Origin of the sequence: Barnesiella sp. An22 (assembly GCF_002159975.1) — a bacterium.
Taxonomy (GTDB): Bacteria; Bacteroidota; Bacteroidia; order Bacteroidales; family Barnesiellaceae; genus Barnesiella; species Barnesiella merdigallinarum.
This window is the reverse complement of the sequence record NZ_NFJR01000003.1, coordinates 78,351-97,735: the sequence shown is the minus strand read 5'-3', so window position 1 is coordinate 97,735 and position 19,385 is coordinate 78,351. Positions and strand designations below refer to the sequence as shown.

Here is a 19,385-nt window from a genome sequence, read left to right as displayed (position 1 = left end):
GTAGGCAGGTGTTTATCGGTTCAACTTGTCGTTGAAGAAATTGCACACCCGCGTGAACAGGTGCAGTCGGGTGTTGCAGCCGCGGATATGATGGTCTTTGTTGGTGTAGATCTGCGAATCGAACTGGATACCGGCCTCGACCAGAGCGGTCGAATATTGCAACGTGTTGAGATAGTGTACGTTGTCGTCGGCTGTGCCCGAGACGATGAGCAGATTGCCCTTGAGGTTGGCGGCGTGGGTGATGGGGGCCGATTGGCGGTAGCCGTCGCCGTTCTCCTGCGGGGTGCGCATGAAACGCTCGGCATAGATGGTGTCGTAGTAACGCCAGTCGGTCACGGGAGCGATGGCCACCCCGGCGCGGTAGATGCCCCCGCCGGTCGACATGGCCATGAGGGTTTCGTATCCGCCGTAGCTCCAGCCGTAGATGCCGATGCGGTTACCGTCGACATAGGGCAGGGAGCTCATGTAGCGCGCCCCGGCCACCTGGTCTTCGGTCTCGTATTTGCCCAGGTGCATGTAGACGGCCGTCTCGTAGGCCCGGCTGCGGCCGCCGGTACCCCGACCGTCGACACAAGCCACGATGAATCCCTGGCTGGCCAGGTAATACTCCCAATCGACTTTCCAGTCGTCGAGTACCGATTGCGAACCGGGGCCGCTGTATTGCGACATCACCACCGGGTAACGCTTCGAGGGATCGAAGTTGACAGGCTTGAGCATGTAGCCGTTCATCGGTTCGCCCGCCGCATTGGGGCAGGTGAAAAACTCCTTCACCGGTAGTTGGCTCTGGGCCGCAAAGGTCTTGAGAGCCGCATTGTCCTCGAGGGTGCGCAGCGTCTTGCCGCGGGCATCACACACCGTCACCACCAGCGGCTCGCTACTGCTGCTGTACCGGTTGATGAAATAGGTGCACGAGGGGTTGAACACGGCGGTGTTGGTGCCCTTCAGGGTCGAGAGCTTGGTCTCCACCCCCTTGGCATTTATCTTGTAGATGGCCTTGTAGAGCGGGCCCTCCTGATTCGACTCGTAGAAATAGGAGCCGCTGTTGGCGTCGTAGCCGAGGAAGCTCGACACGTTCCACTCGCCGCGGGTAATCTGGCGGGCCAGCGTGCCGTTGTAGTTGTAGCGGTAGAGGTGCTGGTAGCCGCTGCGGCAACTGGCCAGGATGAAGAAGTCGGGGTAGAAGGCGAGGTTGTCGAGGATGGGCTCGTCGATCCAGGCCTTGTCGGTCTCGCGCAACAGCAGTTTCGACACGCCCGATTTGGGATTGACGGCGTAGATGTCCATCTCGTTCTGGGTGCGGTTGAGGGTGACCACCGCCAGCCGGTCGGGGTCGGGGGTAAACTGGATGCGGGGAATGTAGCTGTCGGCCGAAATCGGCAGCTTCATCTCCTTCAGGGCACGCGTATCGACGGTGTAGGAGTAGACCGATACCCGCGAGTTGGTCTCGCCCGCTACCGGGTATTTGTAGGTGAAGCTGCCCGGGTAGAAGCGGTATTCGGGGTAGGCGGGGCAGTAGCCCTCGTAGAGTTGGAAGGCATACATGGGCACCTGGCTCTCGTCGAACTTGACAAAGGCCAGCGTCTCGTCGTTGGGCGACCATTGCAGGGTCGAAGTCATGGCAAACTCCTCCTCATAGACCCAGTCGGGCACACCGTTGATAATCTGGTTGCGCTTGCCGTCGCGGGTCACGGCCACCTCGGTGCCGTAGTCGAGTTTCTTGATATAGATGTTGTTGTCGCGCACGAAGGCCACCATGCGGCCGTTGGGCGAGTAGACGGCCACCTGTTGCTTGCCCCCCTCGGAGAGCGGCTTGAGCAGGTTGCGGCGTATCTCGAAGGTGTAGTAGGTAGCCTTGAACGAGCGGCGGTAGATGGGTTCGGAGTCGGCATAGATGAGCAGGTGCTTCTCGTCGGGGCTGAGCGAAAAGCCGTCGAAGCTCTTCAGGTTGCACTCGCGGGCCGTCTTCACGTCGAAGAGGGTGTCGACCTCGTGGCCGGTGCGGTACTCGCACTTGACAATGCGGGTGTTGCCGTTGGTGGCGGCGTAGTAGTGCACCCCGTCGGTCGAGGGGTAGGTCTCGGCCACATCGTGCGGACGGAATTTTTCGGACGTAATATCTTCCAGTGTAAAGGCCTGGGCCCGGAACGAAATCAGTGCGATGGCGCACATGAGGGTAAATGCTATTCTTTTCATTTCGAGAGTGATGATAGATTCGTAACTCCATGGAACGCCCGCAGCTCCTCCGGCAGAACTCCTGCCCGGGTGCCCGGCGGCCGCTCCGTTTATCTATACAAAAGTAGAAAAAATACCACAAAGACAACTATTTCTATATCGATAAACGTACAATCCGGCCAAATTATTTCGGCCACAGGCCGGTCGGCGGGGGTGCATCCCGCGCGATTTGGCGGGGCGATATTTCCCCGATTCCCGATAAATTGCTAAGTTTGCAATCCGATACGGGCGAGGGCCGCCGTGGCCGGCAAGCGGCAGGAGGCCGGTGCCGGGAGCATCCCGGTCGAGGCCCGGATTATGGAATATGAATAATTTGAAAAAGAGAGGATTATGATTGAATATATTACCGGCGAGGTGGTAGAGGTGACTCCCGCCACGGCCGTAATCGAGTGCATGGGCATAGGCTATCTGCTCAATATTTCGTTGAACACCTATTCGAGTCTGGCCAAGGGGAAAACGGCGCGGCTTTATGTGTATGAGGCTATCCGCGAAGATGCCTACCAGCTCTACGGTTTCGGCGACCGTCACGAGCGGGAGCTGTTTGTGTCGCTCATCTCGGTTTCGGGGGTGGGGCCCAACACGGCGCGCATGATTCTGTCGTCGCTCAATCCGGCCGAACTGGAGCAGGCCATCGTCTCGGAGAATCTGAATTTGCTGAAATCGGTGAAGGGAATCGGGGCGAAAACGGCACAACGTGTAATTGTTGACTTGAAGGATAAAATAAAACCTACCGACAATCCGTTAGTAATAAGTACGCCCGCAGCCTCCGAGGTTTACGAGGAAGCCGTGGCGGCGTTGGTGATGCTCGGCTTTTCGCAGCCCCAATCGCAAAAGGCGGTGCAGAAACTGTTGCGCGAGACCCCGTCGATGGAGGTCGAGGCGGTCATCAAACAGGCTCTGAAAATGCTCTGATACCGACGCAGTGCTCTTTCTCCTTGAGAGGCGTACAGGGATTATGTGCAGGAGTATCGAATGAGAAGACGGATAAAGATTGGAACGATAGTGGCTTTGGCGTTGAGCGGATTAGGTGTCTATTCCGCTTTTGCCGCTTTGCAGGTGGCCGAGCCGCAGAATACCGCGCGCAACGCCCAGGCGGCGCAGGCGGGGAGTGCCGATCGTCCGGCTTCCGACTCGATAGAGATGCGTTTCCCCGTGGCCAAAACGGTGCCCGAGTCGTACGACGAGATTGACCAGAAGGCTCCCGTAGACCTGGAGAACCCGTCGAACCTGAAGACCGAGGTGGAGTATGACCCCGAGACTAACTGCTATGTGATTCACACGCGGGTGGCCGGTGTCGATGTCACTACCCCCTTCATGCTCTCGGCCGACGAGTACAACGAGTACACGCTGCGCAAGTCGATGCAGCAGTATTACCGCGAGCGCAATGCCCAGAACTTTGCCGAGAACAGCAAGTCGGAGTTCAACTTCCTCGACATGAACTTTTCGCTCGGGCCCCTCGAGAAGGTCTTCGGCCCCGGCGGCGTGCAGTTGACCACCCAGGGCTCTATCGAGTTGAATATGGGCTTGAAGTACAACAAGCTCGACAACCCGGCCCTGCCGATGAGTTCGCGTAAAAAGACCTACTTTGATTTCGACGAAAAGATACAGGCATCGGTCACCGCCAAGGTGGGCGACAAGATGTCGTTCAACATGAACTACAACACCGATGCGACCTTCGACTTCGACTCCAAGAACCTCAAGTTGCAATACGAGGGCAAGGAGGACGAAATCATCAAGAACATCGAGGCCGGTAACGTGAGCATGACTACCGGGTCGTCGCTCATACGAGGCAGCACGGCCCTCTTCGGTATCAAGACTACCATGCAGTTTGGCAAGCTCACCGCCACGGCCCTGATCTCGCAGCAGCAGTCCGAGTCGAAGACGGTCAACGCCAGCGGCGGTGCCCAGACGACCCCCTTCGAGATTCAGGCCGATGCCTACGACGAGAACCGCCACTTCTTCCTGGCCCACTTCTTCCGCGACAACTACGACAAGTTTGCCTCGAAGCTGCCCTACGTATCGTCGGGGGTGAGCATCAACCGCATCGAGGTGTGGATTACCAACAAGCAGGGCAGCTACGAAGAGTCGCGCAACATCGTGGGCTTCATGGATTTGGCCGAGAACAGCCGCATAGGCAACTCGCACTGGATTTCGACGACGGCCCAGCAGAACCCGATGAACAACTCCAACTCGCTCTACTCCGAAATCAAGAACGGTTACCCCGATGCCCGCAACATCAACCTGGTGACCCAGGCGCTGGAGCCCCTCTCGGCCTACGGAATCGAGGGCGGTCAGGATTACGTGAAGATCGAGAGTGCCCGCAAGCTCTCCTCGTCGGAGTATACGTTGAATGCGCAGTTGGGCTACATCTCGCTCAAGAGCAAGCTCAATGCCGACGAGATGCTGGCCGTGGCCTACGAGTATACCTACAACGGGCAGGTCTACCAGGTGGGCGAGTTTTCGGGCGATGTGACCGATACCGACCAGTGCCTCTACCTGAAGATGCTGAAGAGTTCGACCGTATCGACCTCGCTGCCTATCTGGGACCTGATGATGAAAAACGTCTATTCGTTGGGCGCCTATCAGGTGCAGAAAGACAAGTTCCGCCTCTATATCAAGTATATGAGCGACTCCACCGGCGTGGCCGTCAACAACATACCCGAGGGAAACATTGCCAACAAGACCCTCTTGCAGGTGATGAACCTCGACCGCCTGGATGCCAACGAAACCGAGTATTCCGACGGTATCTTCGACTACATCGAGGGCTATACCGTACAGTCGTCGAACGGCCGCATCATCTTCCCGGTCATCGAGCCCTTCGGCAGCCACCTGGCCGAACAGATAGGCAACGCGGCCATTGCCGAGAAGTATGTCTATCAGGAGTTGTACGACTCGACTCTCACCGTGGCCCAGCAGGTCTCCGAGAAGAACAAGTTCATCATGACCGGTGAATACAAGGCCTCGTCGGGTGCCGAGATAAGCCTCAACGCCATGAACGTGCCGCGGGGGTCGGTGGTGGTGACCGCCGGCGGTATGACGCTGGTCGAGAACTCCGACTACATTGTCGACTATGCCATGGGTGTCGTTACCATCTTGAACCAGAGCATCATCGAGTCGGGTACCCCCATCAGCGTTTCGCTCGAGAACCAGTCGATGTTCAACATGCAGCGCAAGACCATGTTGGGCCTCGACCTCAACTACGCCTTTTCCAAAGACTTCAACATCGGGGCCACCATCATGCACCTGAGCGAAAAGCCCCTGACCGAGAAGGTGAGTATGGGCGACGAGGTGCTCAACAACACGCTGTGGGGTGTGAACCTGTCGTACAACACCAGTTTCCAGTGGCTCACCAACTGGATGAACAAGATTCCCACCGTCAACGCTACGGCGCCGTCGACTCTGGCCCTCACCGCCGAGTTTGCCCAGCTCATTCCCCACCAGTCCAAGACCGGCAGCTCGCAAGGCTCCTCCTATATCGACGACTTCGAGTCGACCCAGACGGGCCTCGACCTCAAGTCGCCCTACTCGTGGACGCTGGCTTCGACTCCCTACGATGCCGCCTCCGACGCGCTTTTCCCCGAAGCCCGCTACTCCAACGACGTGCGCTACGGGCAGAACCGCGCCTTGCTGTCGTGGTACTACATCGACCGCATGTTCACGCAGAAGACCTCGAGCCTCATACCCGCTCACCTGAAGAACGACCTGGACCAGCTCTCCAACCCCTACGTGCGCGAGGTGAGCGTGCGCGAGATTTTCCCCAACAAGGAGATCAACTACGGCGAATCCACGACGCAGCAGACACTCAACCTCTCGTACTATCCGCAGGAGCGGGGCCCCTACAACCTCGATGCCGACAACATCGACGAGCAGGGCCGGTTGCTCAATCCCGAAAAACGGTGGGGCGGTATCATGCGCAAGATGGACTATACCGACTTCGAATCGTCCAACATCGAGTATATCCAGTTCTGGCTCATGGACCCCTTCCTCGACGAGAACCAGACCAACCACAAGGGCGGAGAACTCTACTTCAACCTGGGTGAGGTGTCGGAAGATATTCTGAAAGACGGTATGAAGTCGTTCGAAAACGGTCTGCCCATCGATGGCGACACCACCCAAATAGCCACTACGGCCTGGGGTAAGGTCTCCAAGCGGCAGTCGCTTACCTACGCCTTCGACAACACGAGCGGAACCCGCACCCTGCAGGATGTGGGTCTCGACGGTCTGACCAACGACGAGGAGTACGGCTTTTCGTCGTATAAGGATTATCTGGCCAAGCTCGAGGCCAAATTGTCGCCTGCCGTGGTTGAGGAGATGCGGCAAGACCAGTTCTCGCCCTTCAACGACCCCGCCGGCGATAACTATCACTTCTACCGCGGCCACGACTACGACGATGCCCAGACCTCGATTCTGGACCGTTACAAGCACTACAACGGTACCGAGGGCAACTCGCTCTCGACCGAGGATGTGGCCGACTCCTATTACCAGTCGTCCAAGAGTGTGCCCGATGTCGAGGACATCAACCAGGACAATACCCTCAACGAGTACGAACGCTACTACCAATACCGCATCTCGCTCTGTCCCGACAGCCTCGTGGTGGGCAAGAACTACATCACCGACAAGCGCGAGACCACCGTACCCCTCCGCAACGGACAGGAGGGCAAGGCCGTGTGGTACCAGTTCAAGGTGCCCCTCTCTCAACCGCAGAAGAAGGTGGGCTCTATTCAGGATTTCAAGACCATCCGCTTCATCCGTATGTTTATGACCGGTTTCGAGGTCGAGACCCACTTGCGCTTTGCCACCCTCGAGCTGGTGCGGGGCGAATGGCGTACCTACGACTACGCCGTAGATAAGGCCACCAACTCGCCGGCCCAGGGCAACCTGGACGTCTCGGTAGTCAATATCGAGGAGAATGCCGGGCAAGAGCCCGTCAACTATGTGTTGCCGCCGGGGGTAACCCGTATCATCGACCCGGGACAGTCGCAGATAACCCAGCTCAACGAGCAGGCCATGTCGTTGAAGGTGACCGACCTGCCTACCGGCGAGGGTCGTGCCGTCTACAAAAACAGCGGCATGGACATGCGTACCTACAAGCGGTTGCAGATGTTTGTCCACGCCGAGAAGCTCATCGACGACAACACCAACCTGCGCGATGGCGACGTGTCGGTATTCCTGCGGTTGGGTTCCGACAACAAATCGAACTATTACGAATACGAGATACCGCTCTCGCTCACCGAGCCCGGTACATACAGCACCTACAATACGCAGGACCAGGAGGCTGTCTGGCCCTCGTCCAACATGTTCGACTTTCCGCTTTCGGTCTTCACCGACCTGAAGCTGGAGCGGAATGCCAAGAAACGGCAAGAGAGTTCGGGCGTAACCTTCCAAACCCGCTATTCGATCTACGACCCCGACAAGGCGCAAAACAAGGTGACCATCGTGGGCAACCCCTCGTTGAGCGACGTGCGCACCATGATGATCGGTGTGCGCAACAACTCCAACGCCACCAAGTCGATTACCATCTGGGTGAACGAAATGCGCCTGACCGATTTCGACCAGTCGGGCGGCTGGGCGGCCAAGGCCAACATGAACCTGGGACTGTCCGATATTGCCACGCTCAATATTGCCGGCCATGTCGAGACGGCCGGTTTCGGCGGCATAGACCAGAGCCTCACCGAGCGGCGCCTCGACGACTACTACCAGTACAACATCGCCACGATGGTCGAGTTGGGCCGTTTTCTGCCCGACAAGGTCAAGCTCAGAGCCCCCCTGTTCTACTCGCTCACCGAGCAGCGCACTTCGCCCAAGTACAACCCGCTCGACCAGGATATTCTCCTCAAGGATGCCTTGCGGAATGCCGGCAGCCAGCACGAGCGCGACTCCATAAACGACGCCTCTATCGAGCGGTCGACGGTCGAGAGCCTCAGCCTCTCGGGCGTGATGTTCGACATCCGCAGCAAGAACCCCATGCCCTACGACCCGGGTAACTTCTCGATCAGCTACTCCTATAACCGGCAGTCCAACCAGGACCCCACGACCGAGTTCGAGAATACCTACGACTACCGAGGCAGCTTCACCTACTCCTACACGCCGTTTGTGAAACCGTGGGTTCCCTTCAAGGGGTTGAAGAGCAAGTCGAAGCACCTCAAGTTCCTGAAAGAGTGGGAACTCTACTACCTGCCCAGCAACATCGCGTTCAATACCAACATGTCGCGCTACTACTACGAGCAGCAGATTCGCGACGTGAGCGGTTCGGGCGGTATGGCCCTGCCCATCAGCGTGAGCAAGAACTTCCTGTGGGACCGCCAGTTCTCGCTGTCGTGGAATCTCACCAAGTCGCTCAATTTCTCGTTGCAGACCATGACCAACGCTCATATCGAGGAGCCGGTGGGGGCTGTCAACAAGGAGCTTTTCCCCGACGAGTACAGGGCCTGGAAAGATACCGTGATGACCAGCATCAAGAACCTGGGTACGCCCTGGAACTACAACCAGACTTTCAACGCCTCGTATACCGCGCCGTTCAGCAAGATACCGGTCATCGACTACATGTCGTTCACGGCCAAGTACAACGCCACCTATACCTGGGACCGCGGAGCTCAGGTATCGAGCGACATCGATCTGGGCAACACCATCAGCAACCAGGGACAGCTCAGCCTCGATGGCCGCTTCAACTTCGAGCAGCTCTACAACAAGTCGAAATATCTGCAGAAGATTAACCGCCGCTTCTCGTCGAGCAATCGGGGACAGTCGGTTAAGAGGAAGGAGCGCAAGTTCGAGCGCACCATTCTGCTGCGCGAAGACACCACGGTGACCTTGCGGCACAACCTCAACAACAAGAAGGTGAAGGTGGTGGCCCGCGACGATGCCGGCAAGCGGGTGGCCCTGCGCACCAAGGTCATTGACGCCAACAGCGTGATGATTCTCGATAAGGGTACCCAGCGGCTGAATGTGGTGATTACCCCCGGCAAGGAGAAGCCCAACTTCTGGAAGGAGGCGGCCGAGTATTCGTTGCGGGGGCTGATGATGGTGCGTAACGCCAGCGTGCGCTACCGCAAGACCAACACCACCTCGCTGCCCCTCTTCTCGCCCAACATCGGCGACATATTCGGGCAGTCGAACTCCTACGGTCCCATGTCGCCCGGTCTTGACTTTGCCTTCGGCTTTACCGACGAGAACTATGTCTACCGGGCCAAGGAGCGCGGCTGGCTGCTGTGCGACTCTACTCAGATAAGCCCCGCCGTAATCGGTCGTACCGAAGAGTTCAACATCGAGATTGCCCTCGAGCCGATACGGGGGTTGAAAATCAACCTCACGGGCAACCGCACCGACACGCGCAGCTCGCAGATGCAGTTCATGTATGCCGACATGCCTACCACCCGGGGCGGAAGCTATACCAAGACCCACATCGCCCTGAAGACCGCCTTCCGCAGCAGTTCGTCGAAAGACGGCTATGCGTCGCAAGCCTTCAACGACTTCCTGCGCAACCGCGAGATTATCGCTTCGCGTCTCGAGGCCCGCTATGCCCAGGGTAACTATCCCAACCGGGGATTTATCGCCTCGACCGGCCTGGCCGGGCAGCCTTACGACGTGGCCAACGGCGGGGTGAACCGCAGTTCGGCCGACGTGATGATACCCGCCTTCCTGGCCGCCTATTCGGGTATGGATGCCAACAAGGTAGGGCTCTCGCCCTTCCCCGACATTACGGCCATTCTGCCCAACTGGCGCATCACCTACGACGGCCTCATGCAGGTGCCTCTGATTAAGAAGTATTTCAAGGCCTTCACCCTGTCGCACACCTACCAGTGTACCTATTCGGTGGGCTCCTACTCGTCGTACCTCAACTGGGTGGAGTCGGACGGCGATTTCGGTTTCATCCGCGACGAACTCTCGGGCAACCCCATACCCTCGTCGCCCTTCGACATCTCGTCGGTGATGATTACCGAGCGTTTCGCCCCCCTTATCGGTCTCTCGGTCACGCTGAAGAACAACATTACCGGCAATATCAAGTTCAACGACTCCCGTACCCTCACCCTCAACTCGGCCGCCGGCCAGATTGTAGAGGCCACGACTACCGATTTCACTATCGGGGCCGGGTACAAGATTGCCAACTTCAACACCATCCTGAAGCTGCGGGGCTCGCAAACGGGTGTCAGCAACGACCTCACCATCAACGCCGATTTCTCGTTCCGCAAGAATCAGTCGCTCATCCGCCGCATCGAGCAGAACTTTACCCAGGCCACCAGCGGCACCCGCACCACCATGATCGAGCTCACGGCCAATTACGTGCTGAGCAAGCGCATCACGGTGGGAGCCTACTTCGACCACCAGATCAACACCCCGCTGGTATCCTCGTCGTCCTACCCGATAACCAACAGCAACTACGGTATCTCGGTGCGCCTCTCGCTGGTGAAATAGTCTGCATCAGGAGCCGGACGGAGGCGAGTATCTTCACGTCGGTCTTCCGTCAGTACAGTCGGGAGTTGAGGTCGAGAGGAATAGCGAGCGTGTCGGCCGCCCACAGATGGAAGTCGGGCATCACGTCGCCCGAAAAGAAAATCCGATAATATTTGTAGGCCGGGCCCGTAATGCGCAGGGTCAGTTTTCCCGGTATTTTGCCGCTGTTCGACAGCTGCCCCACGGTGACAAACTTGTTTTCGGCATCGTTGCCTCCCCATAACGAGAGAATCGTTTTCTTCCCGGACGACGAGACCCGCAGCGAAAGTTCCCTCCACCGTTGATAGCTCTCGCTCTGGAGCGTGATGGGACGGGTGAGCAGTACAATCTGTGCCGTATTGTTCCGTATCTCTTTTTGCAGATCAAAGATATTCCCCTGTTCATCCTGACCCAACAGATGTGTGGCATCGTAAAGATACGAGGTGTAGACTTGTGTCGTGCGGTACATATACATCGAGGGCAGATGCAGAACCACCGTATATCCGAGTCGAGGTTGGCAGAATAGCAACTCTTTTTCGATGGGGTTATAGGCGATGATACATCCTTGAATGAAGTCGGAGAGCGGTGTCGTGTCGCAGGTTGCCTGTAATATATTGCTCGAGAGCTGATAGTCTTGAAGCTTCGAATTGTCTTCGTAGGGCAGTTCGTCGAATGCCAGGAGCTGCTGCGTGGTCGCACCCTGTAAAATCGATAGCCCTTTTGGAGTGGCAAACAGGATAGCCTCTTCGAGGGGAATGATGGGATATTCCCTCGAAATAGGTTCACGGCTCAACTGGTGCTGGTTGCTGTAGCACACCTCGCCCGAGCCGCTTTGCAGGGCCCAGATGCCCTCTTCGGTAAAAAGGTAGAGCGGGAACTCGCCGAACTGTCCCTCCGACAGGGCGGTGGTAATGCTCGCGATGCCGGTGATGGCTCCGTTCGATACCGAGTAGGTTTGTTCGGCCGGAAAGACAAACGGGTTTTCATACTTCGATACCCGCAGAATATTGTCCTGCGTATAGACGTCGTTGCTGGGCGAGGGGATGGTCAGGGCACTCGAGCCCGCTGCCGAATCGACCTCCAGAGGTGCTGCCACAAACGAATCGTCGAGGTAGTCGGCCCGGTTTTCATACTCCGAGGGGGTGAGCTCGATGCGCTTGCGGTACAGTCCCGACGCGCTTTTCACGACAATCTCCATCAGGTAGGCATTGCTGTCGGGGTAGGAGATGAAGGGCGAGAGCTGGTTGTAGAAGTAGTCGGTCGTCCCGCTCCACACCACCATGCTTTCGCCTCGCTCGGTTTTGAGGTAGGTGCAGATATAGGCCTCGGCCGGTTCGGCATTGGTTCGCCCCGTAGTCTGCATGATCAGCGGGAACCCCGGGAACATCTTGCGGCTCAGGTTGGCCTGGTGCAGCCGCTTGTTGAGCACGTAGCTCACTTGCGCTCCGGTTGAGAGCAGGGTCGTATTGTCGGGCGATAGCACCTCTTCGTGTACCAGCATGTCGGGGCGTATGTCGCTGTAAAAGTCGTACCATTCGCCCATCTTCAGGTTGCTCCAGTCTTCGATCGAAGTTATTTTGTAGAAGAGCGAACTCTGCATGTATTGTTTCTTGATTTCGTTCCGGTCCAGAAACGAGATGTCGCCCGTGACGTAAAAGACGGTGTTGCCGTTCTCTTGGGTACGCTCGATTTTGAAGTCCATGCCTTGCAGCGTTTCGCCCGTCTCGAAAATCGTGGCTTCGGGGGTTACGAAGAAGTCGATGCTCTTCACGATGTCCTTCCAGTTTTCGAGGTTCAGACTGTGAATGAAATATTTGACGATGAAGTTTTCGGCAATAATCTGTCCCTCGTAGGTTCCCGTACAGATGTTGTTCGAGTTTTTGATGCGGATTCTCAGTTGCGAAGGCTGTATGGGGTTGGCCTGCGAGAGCATGACGGGAGTCGACGAGAATATGCGACTGCCGTCGTAGAGGGTGAGTGCATATCGAATGAGTATGGGCTGAATGAAATAACGCCGTTTCCAGGCCTGCTCCTGCAGTTGGAAAAAGGCATCGTAGTAGGCCCCGTTGTAGAAGTTGGTCTCCTCGGTCTTAAGGTAGGTCGGGTTGTTGTAGGTCTCGGAGAAGGTGTGCTCGGGCACGATATAAGCGTCGGTATAGCGGGTATAGGCCGAGAACGAAATCTCGGGAAAGTCGGGTTGCTCGCCCAAAAATATATATTCGCCCTCTTTGTAGAGCAGGTAGTAGGTATGCTCGGCACAGATGACGATGAGGGTGTTGCCAATCGACTGAACCGACAGTGCGGTACTCCCGTTGAGGGTAAACAGCTCTTTTTCGACAGGCGTTATCTTTTCGCTATCCCGGTCGATATTCACCTCGTAGTAGAGGGCATAGTCGTTGGCCGTGATGTGATGCTCTCCGTCGTAGCAGGTATGCACATAGAGCAGTCGGCGGTCTTTCTCCTGGGTATTGTACAGATACTTGGGGGTGCCCACGGGAATCAGGTGGCCCGATTGTTTGCGCAGATTGACCACCGACGAGCAGTCGCCCGGCTGGGCAGTCGCAGGCGAAGCATGGCGATTCATGCCGTTGAAGATAATTCTCGATTTCATAGGACAGAAAAATTTCCGGTAAAAGTAATGCCGGCTCTCTCTCGACTTGTGGCATGATGATACTCTTTGAAAGAAGGAGGCCCTTCCCGACTATTGATAAATACCTGATAATAAAACAGGAGGGGCCTCCTTGCCCCCTTGGTGCGGGGTAGAAGGCGCATTGCCCAAGCATAACCAATCACTGTTTTGCGCCTGAGTTTGTACCTGAGTATAACATGCGAGCGGGGCAAATGGTTGAGTCGGGGGTGAGCCGTACATGCAAAAAATAGGGGGGCGGGGGCGATATTCTTGCCTTTGCGACGTTCAACATACGGGATAAATGCGTATCTTCGCTCAGAAAGGAGATAGGCTTTATGGACAAACTCAATTTTGCTGCAATAGATATTGGCTCCAATGCCGTGCGACTGCTTATCAAGGGTATCAATCCGGATGAGAACGTAACCGATTTATCCAAGGTCTTCATCGTGCGTGTGCCGTTGCGGTTGGGGCAAGATACCTTTACCAAAGGGCGTATCTCTACCGAGAAGACCGAGAAGCTGCTGCGACTCATGCACGCCTTCTCGCAGTTGATGCAGGTCTATAACGTAGTCTCCTACCGGGCCTGTGCCACCTCGGCCATGCGCGACTCGTCGAACGGGGCCGAAATCGTGCGCTATATCTCCGAAAAGAGCGGCATTCACATCGAGGTTATCGACGGTCTCGAAGAGGCTCGTATCGTCTACGACAGCCACATTGTCGACCAGTTTGAGCAGGAGGGCAATTTTGTCTATGTCGATGTAGGTGGTGGCAGTACCGAGGTGAGCATCATCAGCAACCGCTCGTTGTTGCAGTCCCAGTCGTACAACATCGGTACGGTGCGTATCCTCAACAAGAAGTTGAGCCGCAGCGAACTCTTCCGCATGTACCGCGACTTGAGGCGGGTGAAAGAGTCATATCCCCGAATCTCCATCATCGGTTCGGGCGGGAACATCAACAAGCTGCACCATCTGGCCAAAATACCGGCTCGCGAGCCCCTCACCGTAGAGCGCCTGCTCGAGTTGAGAAACGAGCTCAACAGCTATCCCATTGTCGAGCGCATCGAGCGTTTCGGCCTCAAGCCCGACCGTGCCGACGTCATTGTGCCTGCAGCCGACATCTATCTGCAGATAGCCACACACATCGGCGCGCAGGAGATATGGGTGCCTACCATCGGTATCGTCGACGGTATCATCTATTCGCTCTGCTCCGATTATCTGGAGATGCACAAAAAGTAAGGGCTTCTATTTTTTCTTCTTCTCCCACTTGGGACGTTGGTCTTTCTTCAGGATAAAGTCGCGTATGAAGAGAGCCGTCTCTTCGCTGCCCAGTATCGACGAGTCTATCGACAGGTCGTACGACGACGATACCCCCCAACCCTTGTCGGTATAGAAGTTGTAGTAGGCGGCGCGCAGTTTGTTTTTCTTTTCGGCCAGTTCGATGGCCTCCTTGCGTGTCATTCCTTGCGAGCGGCTCAGTATGCGGGCAATGCGATCCTCGAGCGGCGCGTGTATGAACACGTTGTAGCATCGTGGATATTGGCGCAGGATATAGTCGGCACATCGTCCTACGATTACGCACGATTGGGTCTCGGCCAGTTTGCGGATTACGTCGGACTGGAATTTGAAGATGTATTCATTCGACAAACCTCCGTCGCCCCACAAGCCTCCGGCCCCCGTGAGCCAGTTGATCGAGAACGAATTGAGCAGGGCGCTCGGGGCGCGTTCGTCGGCCTTCTCGAAATATTCGGTGCTGAGTCCGCTCGACTTCGAGGCTTCGTTTATCAATTCCTTGTCGTAGTAGGCGATACCGAACAGTTCGGAGAGCCGCTTGCCGATTTCACGGCCGCCGCTGCCGAATTGCCGGCCTATGGTGATGATGAGGTTGTTGTTCATAATGTCGTGTATAGATTCGATTATCCAACAAACTTACATTAAAAAAATAGGAAATCCTATATCCCGATATATTTTTTTTGCGTGCTTGGCTGCTTTTCGATGTGTCGTTCAGGGCTTCATCGGCAAAAGGTCCGGTTCAACGACGTCCGACCTTTTCGGCGTGATAGTCAGCCAGATGGTCGCAATGACCCCGAACCAGTTTCCCTTTTTGGGTGTGGGGGTATCGCCGGGCCACGGTGCGGAAGTTGCACAGGGTGTAGTGTATGTCGGCTCCCGTTTCGTCGTCGGTAATCAGGTCGGTAGCCTGCCGTACGAGGGCTTCGGCTCGGGCCAGGGCCGCGCGGGTATATCGGTTGTTTTCCCAGTCGCGCTTCTCGCACACCTGCCCCCAGTAGCAGCTGCCCCGGTAGTATTGGGTCAGGCTCCAGCAACGGTCGAACGAGTTGCGCAGCCCGATGGCATAGCGCACCATCAGCCGGGCTTTGCGGTTGGGCTCCCGGGTCGTCTGCATGTTCTGCTCCAGCGAATGCATCTCCCGGGCAAAGGCAAATTTGAAATCGGCGGGATTTTCGGTCGAGGTAGCCCGTACGGCGAAGGGGTCGTATTTCGCCTCTACGTTGAGGTGGCGCTTGTAGGCCTCGCTCACGGCACCCAGATAGCCGATGGCCTCGCCGTATCGCATGGCGCGCAGGCATTGCGTGCCCGCTATGTCGTTGAGGTAGTCGTTGCCCGTGTAGCCCCGGGCGTTGAGGAATCGGTCGAATGCCGTTTGCGGCCGTTGCACCCGCCGCACGTAGGCGATGGCGGCGTCGGTCCCGAGGCTGTCGATCATCTCGAAAAAGTGGTTGCTGTAATCGTATGCGTTGAACTCGCCCGAGTATCGGTACTTGTCCAGCGGCAATACCTGTTGCACAAACCGAGAGTCTCCGTTTTCGTCGGTTGTGACAAGTGTCACTTCTTGTTTGCCTACGACTCCCAGCAGCCGGTTGTCGGCCATGTTGGCCAGTTGCAGCGCCCGGGTCGTTTGGTCGGCCTGGAGCATGCGGGGGCATACCTCCGACAGCACGATGCGGCGCATCATGTCGTTCCAGTAGTAAAAGCTGGCGCATCGTATCAGCTTGTACCCGTGGGTGGTCTCGTCGCGTACCGGGTCGGTCAGGTGGTTTACGATTTGCTTGTCGAGCCACTCGAGTTGCTGGAACAGTCGCCTCTCGTAAGCCCGGTTACAGGGTTGTGTGCGGGCATCGAGGTAGATGCGGAATACTTTGATAGACGCGTCGATAAACGGGTTCGACCGGGCCCGCTCGGCCAGCCGCAGCAGTCGATAGGCCTGGCTGGTCTCTCCGTCGAGGCCCGACAGGAAGGCGGCCGTGTAGTACCACATGGCCGGTACCTCCGTCTCTTTGTTGCGGGCCATCTTCATACACAGGTCATGCAGCTTCGCCTTTTCGGCCCGGATCGCTGCCGTATCGCAGGGATAGAAGGTGTCGGGCACCTCGAGACTGCGTATGTAGCTCTGCAACGTCTGAGTTATGTAAGGGCTGTTCGGTGCATATTGGCACACGAGCGAGAGGGCGTCGACGGTCGACACATTCTTGCTGCCTTGCCCCGTGTAGAAGAGAATGGAGCCCACGTCACCGGTCCGGGCAAAGTAGGGGAGAGCCTTCTCGGCTTGTCCCGTGCGTACCTCGGCCCCCGCTATGTAGGGCTCGATCAGGCGGCGCATCAGGTTGTCGGCCGGCAGTCGCGACACCTCCGACTCCCACAGGTCGATGCAGCTCTCGTATCGCCCCAGCGTGAAGAGTGCCCGTACTGCTTGCAACAGATAGCGGTCGCGCAGTCTGGGTTCCCGGTTCGACAGGGCATGTTCGGCCACCTCTTCGAGCGTCATACGTGCCCCGATTTTCATCGAAGGGTAGTACCAGCGCGAGTTGCGCTTCAGGCGGATGTACTCGTTGGTCTTGGCCAGCAGCAGGAAGTCGAGCAGGGCCGTATCGCGTTGGGCAATCCACGCGACGAAAGGGTTGTCGTGTTTTCCCATTCGGTGAGTCTCTACCCGTTCGAGCTCCTCGAGCGGCATCTTGTATACGGCTTGGTAAATATCGGCCGTAGGAATATCGGGCGAGGTTAGCCGCTGCCACTCCCGGCAATTCTCCTCGTCCTCCCGGAGGGGCGATGGGTCGGCAGAATCGGACTCATACACTCTATACATATAATACTCTTCCGGGGCATACCAGGGCTCCCAGCAGGCAGCAACTTCGTGGCTGGTAAACAGAGCGGCCAGACTAACGGCCAAGAATCTGATCGATCTCTTCATGGGTGTAGTGTTTGAGTTGTGCATAATCCAGGTGATACAGCAGGTTGCCGCTTGCCGGTTGGCCCAAATAGCTTTCGACCAGCTTCTTGACGGCTACTATTTCGGCTGCGGCAGGCCGCTCTCGCCGCACCGACTCGCCGGGCTGCGACACCGTGTCGGCCTCGGTCACAATCGATACGAATTTTTCTCCCTCGAATTTGACACCCCAGCCGAATACGGGGTAGGCATAGTCCAGGGGAATCGGGTACCGTTTCCGGGTCATATAGGGTTTTACATCGGCGATGTCCAGTATCGAGTTACGGGTGTCGTGCCCCTTCAATGCCCCCGTGTTGTACAGCATCAGTACACCCCGGTCGGCCGGGGGTGCCGGTTCGCGCAACTGATGCAGCCGCACGGTTATGCTCAGCTCTATCTCCTTTTTCTGCAACGGGTCTCTGACCGTCTGGCACAACACGGCGTAGCTCTCGCGGGTCGATGCCGTCCAGTCGCAATCGAGTTGTATCTCGTTTATCTTTCCGCACTCGTTATACGAACTCATGGCCAGCAGCCGGTCGACGATGAGGGGGGCGAACTTCCGCTCTTTCCCCGCCATGGCCCGCAGGGCGTCGAGGGTGATATAGGCGACCGGTACAATCTCTATCTCGTCGGGTACCCGTGCTTCGAACCGAGTCGTGGCGATGGGCACGACTTCGGAGCCGCCGGTCTCGTAGTCGGGCTCTACGGCCACATCGAACATGTGCAGGTAGATGCGGTCGATGTCGTGCTCTGCCAGGAAGGCTCGTTCGGCCGAGTCGGGGGCAAAGGTCGTTTTCCAGTAATAGACCGAGTTGTGTTTCGCAAACTCCGCGGTTGTCTTGTTCTGGCGTGTGCATCCCGCGATAAGCACACTTGTCGCGATTAGTACCAGGCCGATGGGGTGTAGCAGTTTCATAGTTTGTTTTTGTTTTTGAGGAGTCTGTTGCAAAGATGGTGAAATGGTTGCATGGACAGCACTGTTTTTGGTCCGACTGTACGAAATGGCTATCGGGCTGTATGAAATGCTTCTGTGCGACCTATTTCGTAAAGAAGGCTCCTTGGGTTGGGAATCTGCTTCGAAAAGTGAGGCTTTTTGGCCTCCTCGCACAAACTGTTTTATGAAATATTTTGTGGCGACAAAAGTTTTTATTTAATTTGTGTCATTCAAAAGAAGGCAAACTATGAATAACGATTTGAAAAAGATATTAAGCAGCGATACCGATGGCCTGCTCACCTATGAGTATATTGCCAACCACATGGGTACCTGCGACGACGATATGCCTGCTTTGGCCGACAATATCATCCGGGTCGACCTCACCGGCCAGATTACCGTGAGTGCTGCGCTCTATCTGCATGCCACCGGCCCCGACAAATACAGGGAGATTATCGATAAGCTCATTGCCGCTTCGCTCCAAAAGGATCGTGAACACAAATACATTGTCGATTTGCTGTCGGGTATTTGGGGCGAGGATTATAAGACGCATGTCGATGAGTTGAATCGGCAGAGCGACAATTTCCGCCGTATTTACAAGCGGGTCTATGCCAACGATGTGATGTAATTGTATTATATAATAAGGTACAACTCGGCATCTACCCGGTTATCCGTATGGACGATACGCCGCTTTTCTGCTCGCAGCAGGGCAGGAGGCGGCGTTCTTGTTTCTGATGCTCCTCTCTCCTGTTCTTCCCTTGTAAGGCATCTCCGTTTTCTTCCCGGCCATTTATCCTGTCCCCCTTCTGGCTTTTCTTGGAGATTTTTATGTTTGTTGTTTTTGCTCGATAAAATCAATCTTTTTGTAGCGATTTTTACTCTTGAAGTATTTTTTTGTTAGTAGCCGCTTTTGGTGGAATAAATTTTTATATGGGTGAT

Annotated in this window: 9 protein-coding genes; 4 read left to right on the top strand and 5 right to left on the bottom strand. The window is 56.4% G+C overall.

Going from position 1 to position 19,385, the window contains the following annotated elements:
• Window positions 1–12: 12 nt before the first annotated feature.
• Window positions 13–2,193, bottom strand: coding sequence for a S9 family peptidase (locus B5F38_RS04450; protein ID WP_087408106.1), 2,181 nt, complete (start codon window positions 2,191–2,193; stop codon window positions 13–15).
• A gap of 369 nt (window positions 2,194–2,562) precedes the next feature.
• Here B5F38_RS04450 and ruvA point away from each other — a divergent pair, with 369 nt between their 5' ends.
• Window positions 2,563–3,144: a Holliday junction branch migration protein RuvA gene (gene ruvA, locus B5F38_RS04445; protein WP_087408105.1), complete on the top strand. Its 582-nt coding sequence runs from the start codon at window positions 2,563–2,565 to the stop codon at window positions 3,142–3,144.
• A gap of 60 nt (window positions 3,145–3,204) precedes the next feature.
• Window positions 3,205–10,644 carry a cell surface protein SprA gene (gene sprA / locus B5F38_RS04440; protein WP_087408104.1) on the top strand — a complete coding sequence of 2,480 codons (7,440 nt, stop codon included), beginning with the start codon at window positions 3,205–3,207 and terminating at the stop codon, window positions 10,642–10,644.
• A 49-nt stretch (window positions 10,645–10,693) separates the two neighbouring features.
• Here sprA and B5F38_RS04435 read toward each other — a convergent pair whose 3' ends face one another.
• Window positions 10,694–13,273 (bottom strand): hypothetical protein, encoded by a 2,580-nt coding sequence (locus tag B5F38_RS04435; protein ID WP_087408103.1) that lies wholly within the window; start codon window positions 13,271–13,273, stop codon window positions 10,694–10,696.
• A gap of 353 nt (window positions 13,274–13,626) precedes the next feature.
• Here B5F38_RS04435 and B5F38_RS04430 point away from each other — a divergent pair, with 353 nt between their 5' ends.
• A complete protein-coding gene (locus B5F38_RS04430; RefSeq protein ID WP_087408102.1) occupies window positions 13,627–14,526 on the top strand; it encodes an exopolyphosphatase in 900 nt (299 codons plus the stop codon).
• Between the two features lie 6 nt (window positions 14,527–14,532).
• Here the strand turns inward: B5F38_RS04430 and B5F38_RS04425 are convergent, their stop codons facing one another.
• The 3 genes from B5F38_RS04425 to B5F38_RS04415 form a co-directional block, all read right to left on the bottom strand.
• Entirely contained in the window at window positions 14,533–15,183 is a 651-nt protein-coding gene (locus tag B5F38_RS04425; protein WP_087408101.1) for a cytidylate kinase-like family protein, read from the bottom strand.
• Between the two features lie 136 nt (window positions 15,184–15,319).
• Window positions 15,320–17,500 carry a hypothetical protein gene (locus B5F38_RS04420; RefSeq protein WP_241147802.1) on the bottom strand — a complete coding sequence of 727 codons (2,181 nt, stop codon included), beginning with the start codon at window positions 17,498–17,500 and terminating at the stop codon, window positions 15,320–15,322.
• Window positions 17,469–18,431, bottom strand: a complete 963-nt coding sequence (locus B5F38_RS04415) for a hypothetical protein (RefSeq protein ID WP_087408100.1) — start codon at window positions 18,429–18,431, stop codon at window positions 17,469–17,471. Before B5F38_RS04415 ends, B5F38_RS04420 begins: the two co-directional genes overlap by 32 nt.
• A 265-nt stretch (window positions 18,432–18,696) precedes the next feature.
• On the opposite strand from B5F38_RS04415, the gene B5F38_RS04405 reads away from it, so the two are divergent.
• Window positions 18,697–19,074 carry a hypothetical protein gene (locus B5F38_RS04405; RefSeq protein WP_087408098.1) on the top strand — a complete coding sequence of 126 codons (378 nt, stop codon included), beginning with the start codon at window positions 18,697–18,699 and terminating at the stop codon, window positions 19,072–19,074.
• Window positions 19,075–19,385: the final 311 nt, after the last annotated feature.

Excerpts from the sequence above, each read along its gene's own strand:
- ruvA (WP_087408105.1), top strand. The coding sequence starts at position 2,563 with ATGATTGAATATATTACCGGCGAGGTGGTAGAGGTGACTCCCGCCACG.
- B5F38_RS04425 (WP_087408101.1), bottom strand. The coding sequence starts at position 15,183 with ATGAACAACAACCTCATCATCACCATAGGCCGGCAATTCGGCAGCGGC.
- B5F38_RS04405 (WP_087408098.1), top strand. The coding sequence starts at position 18,697 with ATGAATAACGATTTGAAAAAGATATTAAGCAGCGATACCGATGGCCTG.
- B5F38_RS04430 (WP_087408102.1), top strand. The coding sequence starts at position 13,627 with ATGGACAAACTCAATTTTGCTGCAATAGATATTGGCTCCAATGCCGTG.
- B5F38_RS04435 (WP_087408103.1), bottom strand. The coding sequence starts at position 13,273 with ATGAAATCGAGAATTATCTTCAACGGCATGAATCGCCATGCTTCGCCT.
- sprA (WP_087408104.1), top strand. The coding sequence starts at position 3,205 with ATGAGAAGACGGATAAAGATTGGAACGATAGTGGCTTTGGCGTTGAGC.
- B5F38_RS04450 (WP_087408106.1), bottom strand. The coding sequence starts at position 2,193 with ATGAAAAGAATAGCATTTACCCTCATGTGCGCCATCGCACTGATTTCG.
- B5F38_RS04420 (WP_241147802.1), bottom strand. The coding sequence starts at position 17,500 with ATGAAGAGATCGATCAGATTCTTGGCCGTTAGTCTGGCCGCTCTGTTT.
- B5F38_RS04415 (WP_087408100.1), bottom strand. The coding sequence starts at position 18,431 with ATGAAACTGCTACACCCCATCGGCCTGGTACTAATCGCGACAAGTGTG.